Raw genomic sequence first — 13,703 nt, 5'->3', positions numbered from 1 at the left:
ACGCCCACGCTGTCGCCGCGATCCGCGACGTGCGCTTTTACCAGGGGCGTAAAGCTGCGCGGGCAACGCGGCTTTTCCCACTTGTGATGAGCAGAGACCCGGTAATATCGGCCACGGTTCGCGCCGCCCCATCCGAGGTCATTCGAGGTCTTCTTGCCGCGCTGCCCATCCTGCCATCGCCGACTCGCAGCCTTCGCCCCCTGCCCAGCGGACGGCGCCCTGGCGCCGCTCCGCGCCGCGCCCGTCGAGCTCGGCGCCGAGACGCCGCCGTCGCTCGCGGGCTTCCTCATCGGCCCGCCGCTCGCGGCGGGCGCGTTCTCGATCGTCTGGGACGCGACCCGGCTGGAGGACGGCGCGCCCGCCGTGCTCAAGGTCAGCAGGGCCCACTCGCTCCTCGCGCGCGAGCGCTTCCGCAGCGAGGCGTGGGCGCTCGAGCAGCTCGGCCCCCCGGTCTCGCCGCGCCTGCTCCAGAACGGCGTGCTCGAGGACGGCCGCGCGTACATCGCCATGGAGCGGATCGAGGGCCAGACGCTGGCCGCCCGCCTCGAGGGCCTGCCCGCCGCGCTCGACCTGCGCGCCGCGCTCGACGTCGCGCTCGCCGTGCTGAGCTGCCTCCAGGTCGTGCACGAGCGCGGCCTCGTCCACCTGGACCTCGCGCCCGAGAACGTCTTCCTCGAGCCCGGCGGCGGCGTGCGGCTCCTCGACTTCGGCCTCGCGCAGCGCGATCGCGGCGTCGTCTGCCACCCGGCGGACAGCGCGCTCACCACGCTGGGCGCCATGCTCGGGGCGCCCGAGTACGCGTCGCCCGAGCGGCTCCGGGCCGAGCCGCTCGACGGGCGCGCGGACCTCTACGCGTTCGGCGCGCTCCTCTTCGAGCTGCTCACGCTGCGCCCGCCGTTCGCCGGCGATCGCGAGGACGTCGCGCAGGGGCACCTCGGCCGGCGGCCCCCGCGGCCGAGCGAGCTCACCCCGGCCGCCGCCCCCGTCCCCCCGGCCGTCGAGGCGCTCGTCCTCGCCTGCCTCGCCAAGGAGCGGGCGCTCCGCCCCCGCGACGCCGCCGGCCTGCGGGCCGCGCTCGCGTCGGCGGGCGCCCCCGGCGCCGCGGAGGCGGCGCGGGACGACGCCGCGAGCTCCGCGGACCGGCACGACACCGTGGTGCTCGCCCTGGAGGCCCGCGGCGCCGAGGCCGAGGTCCGCGCCGCCGTGGCCCGGCACGAGGGGCACCTCGCGCGGCAGCGCGGCTACCGCTTCGTCGCGATCTTCCCGGGGCCGAAGGAGGCCGCGGCCGAGCGCGCGCTGCTCGCGGGGCGGGAGATCGTCGCGTCGGTCGGCGCGCCGCTCGCGATCCACGTCGCGCCGCTGAAGCTCCGGCGCGAGGCCGACGGGGGCCTGGCCGCCACCGGGCTCGCCGTGGAGCGGCCCGAGGCGTGGCTCCCCGCGGATCCGTGGCGCGGGATCGCGCTCAGCGCCGAGCTCGTCACCGCCCACCCCGGCTTCGACGTCGCCGCGGCGAGCGAGGACGGCCGCTACTTCTTCGCGCAGGAGGCGCCGCTGTCCGCGGGCGATCGCGACGCCGCGCGCGCCGCGACGCCGCTGCCGCTCGTCGGGCGCAGCGACACCCTGAGCGCCCTCGAGGAGAGCCGCGAGCGCGCGCTCGCGGGCCTCGGGCCCGGCCTCTGCGCCCTCGTCGGCGAGCGCGGCCTCGGCAAGTCGCGGCTCGCCGAGGAGATCGCCGCGAGCAGCCGGCGCGCGCACCCCGGCGCGCTGGTGATCGCGCTGCGCGCCGAGCCGGAGCACCCCGGGCGCGCCGCCGGGGGCCGGCCCGGCCAGGCCGCGGCCGCCCTGCTCGCCGGGGTGCTCGGCGCGGAGGGCGGCGCGCTCGCGGCGCCCCGCGATCCGCGCGCGCTCTGCGTCGAGCGGCTCGGCGAGGCGCTCGGCGGCGACGTGTGGCCCGCCGTGGCCGCCTTCCTCGGCTGGCCCGACGGCGCGCGCCTCGCGGAAGAACCGCCGCCGGCGCGCCGCGGCAGCGTGATCCGCGCGATCGCCGAGGGGCTGCGCCGCCGGGCGGCGGAGCGCCCCGTCGTCGTGATCGTCGACGACGCGCACCTCGCCGACGGCGCCGCGCTCGACGCGCTCGACCTCGCGACGCGGCGCGAGGCGGATCTCCCGCTCTGGGTGCTCCTCGCCGGCGCGCCGGAGCTCGCGGCGCGGCGCCACGCGCTGAGCGCCCGCGATCACGCGCGCGACCGGGTCGCGCTCTCGCCGCTCGACGACGCCGCCGGGCTCCTCCTCTGCGCCGAGCTCCTCCGGCCCGCGGAGCACCCGCCCAGCGCCGCCCTCCGCCGCCTCTGCGCGTGGGCCGGCTACAACCCCCGCTGCCTCGTGGAGCTCACCCGGGCGATCAAGCGCGCGGGCCTCGTGCGGCTGCGGGCGCGGTCGAGCAGCTACCAGCTCGCGACCGCCGAGCTCGACAAGCTCCCGCCGTCGGTGGCGTGGCAGTGGTTCGCGACGCGGCAGCTCGAGGCGCTCCCGCCGGAGCTCGGCGCGTGCGCGAGGCTCTGCGCCGTGCTCGGCTTCGAGCTCTCGGAGGACGTGGCCGCGGGCGTGCAGCGGGCGCTCGAGGGCGAGGGCGCGGCGGCCGCTCGCGGCGACGGCATCGACGTCCCGAGCGGCCTGCGCGCGCTCGCCGCGCGGGGGATCCTCGTCCCCCGCGGCGCGCAGGACGCCGCGCGCGAGGGCACCCCGTGGGGGGGCGCCCGCTACGCCTTCCGGAGCGCGCTGTTGCAGGAGGCGATCTACGCGCTGCTCACCGAGGAGCAGCGCGCGGGGATGCACCGGCACGCGTTCGCCGTCTGGGAGCGCCTGGCCGAGGCCCAGCCGATGGCGCCGGACCTGCTCGAGCCGATCGCGCGGCACGCCGCGGCCGCCGGCGCGCGCGCCCGCGCGGCGCACGCCTACCTGCTCCTCGGCGACATGCACCGCGACCGGCACAACAACGCCGTGGCGGAGGGCCACTACTCGTCCGCGCTCCTCTGGGCCGACGGCGACGATCAGCGCCAGCGGTACCTCGCGCTCCTCGGCCGCGCGCGCGTGCGCTACCGCGTCCTGCGCACCGGCGAGGCGCTCGACGATCTGCGCTCGGCGGGCGCGCTCGCCCGCACCATGAAGGACCCGCGGATGATCGCGGAGGCGCTGCTCGAGGAGGCGACGGCGCTCGACTGGGCCGGCGCCTGGGAGGAGTCGGCCGCGCGGGTCGAGGAGGTGATCCCGCTGCTCGACGTCCGCGAGGATCACGCCGACGCCGGGCTCGCCGCGCGCTTCGAGGTCGCGGCCGGCCGCTCGTCGTACCGCAAGGGCAACCTGGAGGACGCCCTGGAGCGGCTGACGCTCGGCGTGGAGCGGGTGCGCGAGGCCGACCACGACACGCACGTGATCGGGCTGACGCTCCTCGCGTGCGTGCTCGTGCGGTGCGGCCACCTCGACGAGGCGGAGCAGCGCTTCGGCGAGGCCGTGCGCGCCTGCGAGGCGCGGGGCGACCGGGTCCACCTCGGCGCGGCGCTCGTCCGGCGCGCGGAGCTCTGGCCGGCGCTCGACGCGCCGGATCGCGGGATCGCCGACCTCAGGCGCGCGGTCCAGCTCGCCCGTGAGGAGGCCAACGCCTGGGCGGAGCGCGAGGCGACGATCAAGCTCGCGGAGCAGCTCTACCTCTGGGGGCGCGAGGACGAGGCGCTGCCCCTCGTGCGGCAGGTGCGCTCGCTGGACGAGCAGTTCAAGGACCGGCCGGTCTACAGCAGCGCGCTCCTGCTCGCGCGGATCCACGCGATGCGCGACGAGCACGCGGACGCGAGCCGGCAGCTCCGGTGGCTCCGGGCGCAGGGCGCGGTCGCGGACCTGCCGCCCTATGCGCAGGCGCTCCTCGGCGTGATGCAGCTCGCCGTGAAGGACCCGAGGAACAGCATGGAGAGCGCGCGCACGCGGGCGGCGTTCCGCGAGGAGGGCGAGCCCTCGGGCGAGCTCGGGAGCGGTCTGAGCGCCGACCAGCGGGTCGAGCTGCTCTACTGGCGCGCGCGGGCCCTGCTCGACGCCGGCCGCCCCGACGACGTGGCGCTGCTGCTCGCGCGCATCGCGCCGCTGCTCGCCGAGAGCAGGGCCTGGCGCCCGCGCTTCGCGAAGCTCCGGGCGGGGTACGGGCAGCTCGCGGGGTAGGCCGCGGGCTCACCTCGGGTCGACGCGGAACACCTCCCCGGTGAGCATCACCACGTACAGCTCGCCGGCGGCGTCCTCGCCGAACGAGGCCGCCGGCAGGCTCGACGCGAGGTCCGCCGTGATCTCCACGTGATCCCGCACGGCGCTGCCGTCCCACCGCAACGTCCAGAAGCGGTGTGTCCCGTAGTCGCCGTAAACGTACCTCCCCTGCAGGCACGGGATCGCCGAGCCGCGGTAGACGTAGCCGCCCGTGATCGAGCCGCCCTCCCCGCTCGAGTGGCTGTGCTCCACGGCGGGCGCCACGCCGACGCGGGAGCACCCGGAAGCGACGCAGTGGTCGCCCTCCATCGTCGGCCAACCGTAGTTGCGCCGGCCGGTGCGGGCCGGCTCGATGTTGAGCTCCTCCCAGGCGTTCTGCCCCACGTCGGCGATGTAGAGGTCCCCCGTGCGCCGATCGAAGCTGAAGCGCCACGGATTGCGCAGGCCGTAGTCCCACACGAGCGGGTTCACGCCTGCGCCGGAGAGGTTGCCGGACGGCCCGAGCCCGGTATTCACGTCGATCCGCAGGATCTTGCCGAGGGGCGACGAGAGGTCCTTGGCCGGAGAGGTCGAGTACGGCGTCACGGCGGAATCGCCGACCGACGCGTAGAGATGGCCGTCGGGCCCGAACGCGAGCGTGCCGCCCGCGTGGTTCCAGCCGCCGTGCTTCGCGTCGAGGAGCGTCCGGACAGGCACGCTCCCGGCCGAGGTGTCGGCGACATCCGGGTTCGTGGCGGAGCGGCGGAACTCGGCGATCGTGACGTTGCCCCTGGGCGCCGCGGTGTAGAAGAGCCAGAACCGTCCGTTGCTCGCGTAGCTCGGGTGGAACGCCATCCCGAGCAGCCCGCCTTCCGCGGTCGGGCTCGGCGTGCACACGAGCGGGCGCGCGCTCGCCGGGCGCGACGGCGGGCACGAGGTCCCGCCCCGGATGTCGAGGAACGGCGTGGCCAGGAGGACACCGTTCTTGATGAGGCGGACGACCCCGTCCTTTTCGAGGACGAACATCCTCGAGGTGTCGCCCGGCGGGCTCGTGAGGAAGAGCGGCGCTTCCAGGCCCGACGCGACCTGCGTGAGCTTCAGCCGCGGCACCCCGGCGCACGCGGGGCCGGCGCCGCCGCTCCCGCCGGCGCCGCTGCCGCTGCCGCTGCTCGCGCCGCTGCCGGCGCTCCCGCCGCCCGCGCCGGAGGTCGCGCCGCTGGCGCTCGCGCTGCTGGCGCTCGCGCTGCTGGCGCTCGCGCTGCTGGCGCTCGCGCTGCTGGCGCTCGCGCTGCTCGTGCTCGCGCTGCTTCCGCCGCTCGCCGCCCCGGCCGCCGGCCGCACGTCCTCGATCCACGCGCGGACCGCCGCGAGCCCCGCCGCGTCGGCGACCTCCGACCCGATCGGCGGCATCTGCGCCCTGGAGCCGCGGTGCGCCATCCGGCGCACCACCGCGCTCGACTCGGGGTCTCCCGCCGTGATCCGGTGGACCACGCCGGTCTCCCAGAAGCTGGGCCTCACGCCCACGCCCGTCGTGTACGTGTCGGTGCTCTCCACCGTGGTGTCCGCCGCGAGCAGGCGAGTCCGCAGCGTCGCGACGCCGGTGTCGTTGTGGCAGTTGCCGCAGTTCGCGTGGAGATAGCCGAGCGCCGCGGCCGCCGTGGCGTCGCCCGGCGGGCGGAACCCGCCCGGCATCGGCACGGTGAGCCACCCGGCGTTGCTCAGCGACCGGATCGTCTCGCCCGGTCCCGCATGGCTCAATTGCAGCGCGCTGAAGCCGAGGATGCGCTCCGGGAGCTTGCCGTGGCACTCCCAGCAATCCGCGGTCCGCGGGATATCGTGCTTGGTCCCGCGCGCGTCCTCGACGCCGTCCTCGACAAGGAACGCGTCGCTCCCCGACGGATCCCACGCATAGGCGGCGAACACCCAGTCGTCGATCCCCGGCCCGAACCGGTGGATGAGCCGCGTCTCCACGGCCACGCCCTCGGCGCGGAACTCCTTCCAGAACCGCGTCCCCACCGGCAGCGACCAGTGATCCATGTCGCTCGTGTCGATCGTCGCGCAGCGCGGCAGGTACACGAAGCGCCGCTTGGCCGCCCCGTCCGACCAGAGCTCGTAGGCAGGGCGGAACTCGCGCGTGTTCGCCGCGCGCGACCGGGTCGCGATGTCGGCGTAGAGCCCGGTCTCGGAGAGCCGATCGGGCGGCACCGGATCCGGCGGGAGCGCGGCCGGGTCCGCGCAGGCGTCGCCCGCCGAGCTCGCCCCGCCGGTCGAGCTCGACGTCGCGACGCTCGACGCGGCGGTGCTCGCGGCGCCCGTCGTCGCGCCCGTGCAGGGCGCGCAGTGCGGCCCGCCGCAGTCGATGCCCGCCTCGAGGCCGTTCATCACGCCGTCCGAGCAGGTCACGTAACAGACGTCGAGCCGGGGGCGCTCCTCCGCGCGGTCGATCTCGCTGCTCCTCAGGCTGGTGGAGCGCGCCGGCGCCTCGTCGAGGAGCACGCCGTGGTTCGGCGCGGTCCCGAGCACCCACGCCTGGACGAGCGACGACACGTCCGCCGCGCGCGGGCCGACGCCCGCCTCCGCCGCGATGGTCGCCGCGCTCTCCCGCTCGAAGCCGCCGTCGCCGAAGGTCCGCCACGCGACGGTGCGCTCCTCCCACGGGATCATGACGCGATGTACGCCGATCGCGCTGCCATCGACCTTGTACGTCTGATGAACGATCATCGAGGCGGAGACGACCGTCGCGCCCGTGGGCACGGGAGAGAGGTCGAACTGCACGACGGACCGGCGGCGGCCGGCGCTCCCGGCGGCTCCCGTCGAGAGGTTCGGAGAGGCCGAGTCGCTCCACGCCGGAGCGTTTTGCCACAGTGTCGCATCTCTCACCGTGCCTCGCTCTCCACGCTGAATCGAGACGCACACCTTGGCTTCGCTCGAGAGCGCCGCGCGCGCTACCCCGAGCCCGAGCCCGAGACCGAGACCGAGGGCAGGCGAATCGCCGAGATCGCCCTCCCCCACGTCGTCGACACCGCCGGTGCCATGCGCGATGTCTCCCTCGGCGCCGGGCCCGGTGCTACAGTTGACGGTCGCGACGGCGGCTCCGGCGAGGACGCCGCGCATCATGAGGGAGTGAACGCGCGATCTCGCCGCCCCGCGGCGAGATCGGCAGTCGGATGGCCCGGGCAGCCCGGGCGCGAGGGGTCGTTTCATACGGCGAGAACCTCCTTGTGGGGTTGCCCGACGGGATCTCTCCCGCAGGTGACGGCGGTTGTGCGCGAGGCGCTCGGTGGCCGGACCGGATCCACGGACACACCTCACCATCGGTGGGCGCCGAGATCGAATCAACGAGCGTGCCACTCGGCTCGGCCAGCTCGGCTCGGCTCGGCTCGGCTGGGCCAGCGCAGCGCAGCGCACCGCGTCGCACCACGTGGGGCGCGGTGCTCGCCGGCCTGCGATGCACATCACACCGTTCAGACGCGGTTGGATTCCGCGCGAGGGCCGCGTAGAGTCACAGATTGTGTCATCCCCCGAACCGACGCAGAGCGCTTCGCTATTCCTCTGCATCACCTTCTTTCCGAGCGAGCGCCTGGCGACGGCGGTGCTGCGGCTGGTGTCCAGCTTCTGCGGCGCGGTGCTGGACGACGCGAACGTGAGCTCGCGGTTCTACATGGCCGCGCACGAGCTCGCCGAGAACATCACCAAGTATTCCACCGGCCCCCGCGTCAGCCTCGAGCTCGCGCTGGAGGAGGACGAGCGCTCGCACATCATGAAGATCCGCGCGCGCAACGAGGCGTCCCCGGAGCGCCTGCGGGAGGTCGAGAAGCGCCTGCTCGATCTGAAGACCGCCATCGATCCGCTGAAGCACTACGACGAGCTCATCACGGAGACAGCGATGGTCGAGGGCGTCTCCGGCCTGGGCCTCGCGCGCGTCCGCGCCGAGGGGGGCCTCGACGTCGACTACAAGATCGAGGGCAACGAGCTCACGATCATCGCGCACGCGCCGCTCGAGCGGTGGAGGCCCAATGAGCAGCTTAAGGGTTGAGCCCGTCGTCACCGAGAGCTTCGGCATCGAGCCGACGCTCGCCGGCGATCGGCTCAGCGTCAAGCTCACGGGGACGGGCGACATGGCGGCGGCCGGGCCGCTCGCCAGCTATTGCAACGAGGTCCAGCTCGAGGTGAAGCGCCTCTCGCTGACCACCGTCGAGTTCGACATACGCGCCTTGTACTTCCTGAACTCGAGCTGCCTGAAGGCGTTCATCGCCTTCATCTGCGGCATCTCCGCGCAGGGGCTCGGGTGCGAGATCAAGTTCCTCACGGACGCGAGGCTCGGCTGGCAGCGGCGCAGCCTGGCGGCCCTCCAGCGCATGTCCCCGAGCCTCGTGTCCATCGACGAGGCGTGAGCCGGGAGCGACGGCGCATGGCGACGAAGCGGCCCACGATCGCCCTCCTGACCGACTATCTCTGCGGCGAGTACCAGTCGGAGGCGCGCTTCGGCGTCGAGCGCGCCGCAGAGGCGCACGACGTCAACCTCGTCATCGTCTTCGGGGAGACGCGCGCCCGCCGGGGCTACTCCCTCCTGGACGCCCGGGGCAGCATCTACTCGCTCGTCGGCGCGGCGACCGTCGACGGGGCGGTGATCATGTCGTCGGCGCTCACGAACGCCCTCGGCGCCGACGGCATGCACGAGTTCTGCCGATCGTACGCGCCCCTGCCCGTCTGCAGCGTGGGGGTCGCGCTGGAGGGCATCCCGAGCGTCGTCGTCGACAACGCGCTCGGGGGGGAGGTGGCGGTCGCGCACGTCGTCGACGACCACGCGCGCCAGCGCGTCGCGTACATCAGCGGGCCGCCCGGCAACACGGAGGCGAAGCTGCGCGCCCGGGCCTACCGGAGGGCCCTCGAGGCGCGCGCGCTCCCCTACGACGAGCGCCTCCTCGTGCACGGCGATTTCTTGATCGACGGCGGTCGCTGCGCGATGCGCGAGCTCCTCGCGCGCGGGGTCCGCTTCGACGCGGTCGTCGCCGGCAACGACAACATGGCCCTCGGCGCGATGGACACGCTGAAGGCGCACGGCATCGGCGTCCCCGGCGACGTGCTCGTGTGCGGGTTCGACGACGTCGCCGTGTCGCGCGTCGCGCGGCCGTCCCTGACGACCGTCCGCCAGCCGATCAAGGAGCTCGGGGCGCTCGCGGTCGCGACGGTCCTGCGCCAGCTCGCCGGCGAGCGGGTGCCGGAGTGCAGCCTCCTCCCGGTCGAGCTCACGCGGCGCGAGTCGTGCGGCTGCGGCTACTACGCCGCCCTCCCGCGCGCGTTCGCCGAGGCGCCGTCGCGCCGCGCGCCGCGCTCCATCGCCGAGCAGCGGGAGGACCTCACGCGCGCGCTCGAGCGGGCGGTGACCGCCTCGGCCGCGTCGCTCAGGGACTGGCCCCGCGAGCTGCTCTCGGCGCTCGAGGAGGAGCTCGCCGGGCAGGAGGGCCGCTTCCTCCGGGCGCTCCAGGACCTCCTCGACGCGGCGGGGCGCGAGTGCGTCGCGCTCGATCAGCTCCAGGGCGCGATCACGCTGCTCCGCGCGCGCGTCCGCCGGGCGCCCGGCGTCGCCGAGGACGACCTCGAGCGGCTCTGGCACACCGCGCGCGTCCTGATCGGCAACGCCTCCGTGCGCGCCGAGGGCGAGAAGCGGCTGCGCCTGGAGCGAGCCTCGATCGACCTGAGCTGGACCGGCATGAGCTTCTCGACAAGCCTGAGCATGCCCACGCTCCGCCGCACGCTCGCCGCGGAGCTGCCCAGGCTCGACCTCAGGCACGTCGCCGTCTCGCTCTACGACGACCCGCGGCGCGCCACCTTGCGGTCGCTCTTCCTGATGGAGAACAGCCGCGAGGTGGAGCCGCCGCCCGCGAGCTTCGCCTCCTCGAGCCTCGCGCCGCCCGGGTTCCTGAGCTCCGCCGAGCGATGGAGCGTCATCGCGATGCCGATCACGTTCGGCGAGGCGGAGCACTTCGGCATCGCGCTCGTCAACAGCGGCGCGAACGAGGTCGTCTACGACGCCGTGCGCCTCCAGATCGGCTCGGCGATGAAGGCGGTCATGATGCACCGCGAGATCGTCCGGCAGGTGGAGATCCGCGAGCGGCTGGAGCAGGAGCGGGTCCGTCAGGAGAGCGTCGTCGCGGAGCGCATCCAGACCACGCTCGTCCCGCCGCGGCTGCACGTCGAGGGGCTCGAGCTCTGCGCGGCGATGAGGCCGGCCGCCGAGGTCGGCGGCGACTACTACGACGTGATCGCGACGCCGGAGGGCGGGTGGCTCGGCATCGGCGACGTCGCGGGGCACGGGCTCGCGGCGGGCCTCATCATGCTGATGATCCAGAGCATGGTCGCGTGCATGGCGCGCAAGGACCCGACGGCCAGCCCGGGCGAGCTCATCTCCGCGCTCAACCGGGCGATCCACGAGAACATCCGGGATCGCTTGAAGCGCGACGAGCACGCGACCCTGCTCCTGCTCCGCTACGAGCGCAGCGGGCGGGTGACGTTCGCCGGCGCGCACGACGACCTCGTCGTGTGCCGCGCGGGCACGCGGCGCTGCGAGTGCGTCGCGAGCTCCGGCGTGTGGATCGGCGTCCTGCCGTCGGTCGACGCGATGACCCGGGACGCCGAGCTCCTCCTCGAGGACGGCGACCTCCTCGTGCTCTACACCGACGGGGTGACGGAGGCGCGGAACGCGCAGCAGGAGCAGTTCGGGCTGGAGCGGCTCTGCGCCGCCGTCGAGGCCTCCCAGGACGCGCCCGTCGACGTCATCCGCGACCGCCTCCTGAGGGACGTCGAGAGCTGGTGCTCGAGCCCGGACGACGACATCACGCTCCTCGTGGCGCGGCACCGCGCGCCGCCGGGCGCCGCCTAGGGCACCGAACGGGCAGAAAATCATCTAAATTCAACAGGTTGCGGCGCCTGCTGGATCCGCCGAGGGGCCAGCTGGAAGAGCGCGGCACGCCGCGAGCGGAGAGACCTCAAGGGCGCAAGAGGCGCAAACTAACAGAGGTATCGTTGTATTCTTCTCTTCCCCTTGCGTCCCTTGCCTCCCTTGCGCCCTTGCGGTCCTCTTCGAGTCGACGGCCGCCGCCGGATGTGGTGAAATCCGCCGTATTCCCTTGAGCAGCCCGCCCCGGCGTCGGGCGCCGGACCGCCGCGCGACGGCGCCGCGGCGGACCGCGCGCGGCGTGACGGCGACGGGGCGGCCCAACCATAGAACGAGGTACCTTTATGAGCCGCGCTTCCTTCGCGAAGCCCCGGATGCCGATGACCGGGGAGGAGTTCCTGGCGAGCCTGCGCGACGAGCGCGAGGTCTGGGTCTACGGCGAGCGCGTCCGCGACGTGACCGCGCACCCGGCGTTTCGCAACGTCGCGCGCATCCTGGCCCGGCTCTATGACGCCTTGCACGACCCGGACACACAGCCGGTCCTGACGGCGCCGACGGACACCGGCTCAGGTGGGCTTACGCACAAGTTCTTCCGATCGCCGAGGAGCGTGGACGATCTGCGGGGGGCCCGGGACGCCATCGCTGCGTGGGCGCGCATGTCGTATGGATGGTTGGGCCGTAGTCCAGACTACAAGTCAAGCTTCCTCGCCACGCTCGAGTCCAACGCCGAGTTCTATGCTCCCTACGAGGCGAACGCGCGGCGCTGGTACCGGGAGGCCCAGGAGCAGGTCCTGTTCTTCAACCATGCCATCGTGAACCCGCCCATCAACCGCGGGCTGCCCCCCCACGAGTCGCGCGACGTCTTCGTCCACGTCGAGAAGGAGACCGACCGCGGGATCGTCGTGAGCGGCGCCAAGGTGGTGGCGACGGGCTCTGCGCTCACCAACTACACGTTCATCAGCCAGTACGCGACGCTGCCCATCCAGGACGAGGGGCTCGCCCTGGCGTTCATCGTGCCGACGGGCGCCCGCGGGGTGAAGCTGCTCTGCCGGCCCTCGTACGCGATGACGGCCGGCGTCATGGGGAGCCCGTTCGATTACCCGCTCTCCAGCCGCTTCGACGAGAACGACGCGATCCTGGTGCTCGAGGACGTCCTCGTGCCCTGGGAGGACGTCCTCATCTACCGCGACATCGAGCGGGCGCAGCAGTTCCTGCCGCGCTCGGGCTTCGCGCCGCGCGCCTTCTTTCATGGGTGCGTCCGCCTCTCGGTGAAGCTCGAGTTCATCGCCGGCCTGCTGCTCCGGGGCGTCGAGGTCATGGGCAACAAGGACTTTCGCGGCGTCCAGGCGGAGGTGGGCGAGGTCATCGCCTGGCGCAACGTCTTCTCGGGCCTGGCCGACGCCATGGTGCACGCCCCGACGCCGTGGAAGGACGGCACGGTGCTGCCCAACGCGGAGTACGCCATGACCTACCGGGCCCTCGCTCCCTCGATCTACCCGCGGATCAAGGGGATCCTCGAGAAGGTCCTGGCCAGCTCCCTCGTGTACGTGCCGTCGCACGCGATCGACTTCGAGGTCCCCGAGCTCCGCCGGCACCTCGACCGGATCGCCCGCGGCTCGGACGGCAGCTCCGCGCTGGAGCGCGCCAAGCTGATGAAGCTGACGTGGGACGCCGTGGGCACCGAGTTCGGCGGGCGGCACGAGCTCTACGAGCGGAGCTACGGCGGCAACGAGGAGAACTGCCTGGTGGAGCTGCTGCACACCGCCGCCGCCGCCGGCGCCACGGAGCGCTGTAAGGAGCTCGTGGCCCGGTGCATGGCCGACTACGACGAGAAGGGGTGGACCGCGCCGGACCTGATCGACGCGAAGGACATCAGCCTCATCGGCGGCCGCGCCGGCGCGCGGTGATCACCGGAGCGCGGGGCCCGGCCGCGCGGCCGCCCGCGCCTCCGCGAGCGCGCGGTGCACCGCGGCGACGAACGCCGGCGGGAACAGCTCGGGGTCGGTGAACCACGACGCCACGCTGTCGACCGCGCTCCGGATGCCGGAGCGCTCGTCCGCGACCGCCCCGGCGAGCAGCCACCCGGTCCCGAGGGCGAGCCGCGTCGGCGGCAGCCCCGCGTCACGCGCGAACGACCGGGCGATCGCGCGGCAGACCTCGTCGGGCAGGTGCGCGCGCCGGACCTCGCGCAGCAGCTCGGCCGCCTCCAGGAGGCGCTCGTAGGACGCGGCGCGCCGGGGGATCGCGCGGCAGAGCGCGCGGTGGAGGACCCGGAGGTGCTGCTCCAGGAGCACGCTCGGCATGCCGCGGTTGGAGAGCAGGCCCGCGAGCCAGCGGATCTGGCGCTCCACGACCGGGCGCGTGTGGGTCGAGAGCGTCACGAGGAACGCGCTGTCGCTCCCGGTGAAGCGCCGCCCCCGCTCGCCGTAGCGAAACCCGTAGTACGGCGAATGGCCGAGGGAGAGCTCGCCCGCGCGCAGCGCCGCGGCGACCTCGCGCGGGTCGTCGGGGACCGGGGTCGAGCCTGCCTCGGGGTTCAGCGGGTGGCCTGGCATCGGAGCGGAGCGCGGCGCGCGGACGG

General features: G+C 74.2%; 7 protein-coding genes. 5 read left to right on the top strand and 2 right to left on the bottom strand.

The genetic code is table 11. The features are described from left to right. Nucleotides 1–153 precede the first annotated feature (153 nt). The gene (locus WMF26_RS13630; protein WP_438000686.1) at nt 154–4,206 is read left to right on the top strand and encodes a serine/threonine-protein kinase; all 4,053 of its coding nucleotides are present in this window, start codon (nt 154–156) and stop codon (nt 4,204–4,206) included. 9 nt (nt 4,207–4,215) lie between these two features. Here the strand turns inward: WMF26_RS13630 and WMF26_RS13625 are convergent, their stop codons facing one another. Further along, complete coding sequence (locus WMF26_RS13625) at nt 4,216–7,104, bottom strand: PQQ-dependent sugar dehydrogenase (RefSeq protein WP_438000685.1); 2,889 nt, start codon at nt 7,102–7,104, stop codon at nt 4,216–4,218. A 631-nt stretch (nt 7,105–7,735) separates the two neighbouring features. On the opposite strand from WMF26_RS13625, the gene WMF26_RS13620 reads away from it, so the two are divergent. The 4 genes from WMF26_RS13620 (at nt 7,736) to WMF26_RS13605 (ending at nt 13,029) form a co-directional block, all read left to right on the top strand. Next, nucleotides 7,736–8,260 (top strand): hypothetical protein, encoded by a 525-nt coding sequence (locus WMF26_RS13620; RefSeq protein ID WP_020734683.1) that lies wholly within the window; start codon nt 7,736–7,738, stop codon nt 8,258–8,260. Continuing rightward, complete coding sequence (locus WMF26_RS13615) at nt 8,241–8,618, top strand: hypothetical protein (protein ID WP_061622602.1); 378 nt, start codon at nt 8,241–8,243, stop codon at nt 8,616–8,618. Before WMF26_RS13620 ends, WMF26_RS13615 begins: the two co-directional genes overlap by 20 nt. 17 nt (nt 8,619–8,635) lie before the next feature. After that, the gene (locus tag WMF26_RS13610; RefSeq protein ID WP_438000684.1) at nt 8,636–11,107 is read left to right on the top strand and encodes a SpoIIE family protein phosphatase; all 2,472 of its coding nucleotides are present in this window, start codon (nt 8,636–8,638) and stop codon (nt 11,105–11,107) included. Between the two features lie 359 nt (nt 11,108–11,466). Continuing rightward, nucleotides 11,467–13,029, top strand: a complete 1,563-nt coding sequence (locus WMF26_RS13605; protein ID WP_437337472.1) for a 4-hydroxyphenylacetate 3-hydroxylase N-terminal domain-containing protein — start codon at nt 11,467–11,469, stop codon at nt 13,027–13,029. Here WMF26_RS13605 and WMF26_RS13600 read toward each other — a convergent pair whose 3' ends face one another. Then, nucleotides 13,030–13,677, bottom strand: coding sequence for a hypothetical protein (locus WMF26_RS13600; RefSeq protein ID WP_438000683.1), 648 nt, complete (start codon nt 13,675–13,677; stop codon nt 13,030–13,032). It lies immediately after the preceding gene. Between the last annotated feature and the right edge of the window lie 26 nt (nt 13,678–13,703).

This window comes from Sorangium sp. So ce185 (assembly GCF_051526825.1).
Taxonomy (GTDB): domain Bacteria; phylum Myxococcota_A; class Polyangia; order Polyangiales; family Polyangiaceae; genus Sorangium; species Sorangium cellulosum_D.
This window is presented reverse-complemented; position numbering and strand designations above follow the sequence as displayed.

Coding starts and splice junctions, on each gene's coding strand:
- WMF26_RS13615 (WP_061622602.1), top strand. CDS start 8,241: ATGAGCAGCTTAAGGGTTGAGCCCGTCGTCACCGAGAGCTTCGGCATC.
- WMF26_RS13610 (WP_438000684.1), top strand. CDS start 8,636: ATGGCGACGAAGCGGCCCACGATCGCCCTCCTGACCGACTATCTCTGC.
- WMF26_RS13605 (WP_437337472.1), top strand. CDS start 11,467: ATGAGCCGCGCTTCCTTCGCGAAGCCCCGGATGCCGATGACCGGGGAG.
- WMF26_RS13600 (WP_438000683.1), bottom strand. CDS start 13,677: ATGCCAGGCCACCCGCTGAACCCCGAGGCAGGCTCGACCCCGGTCCCC.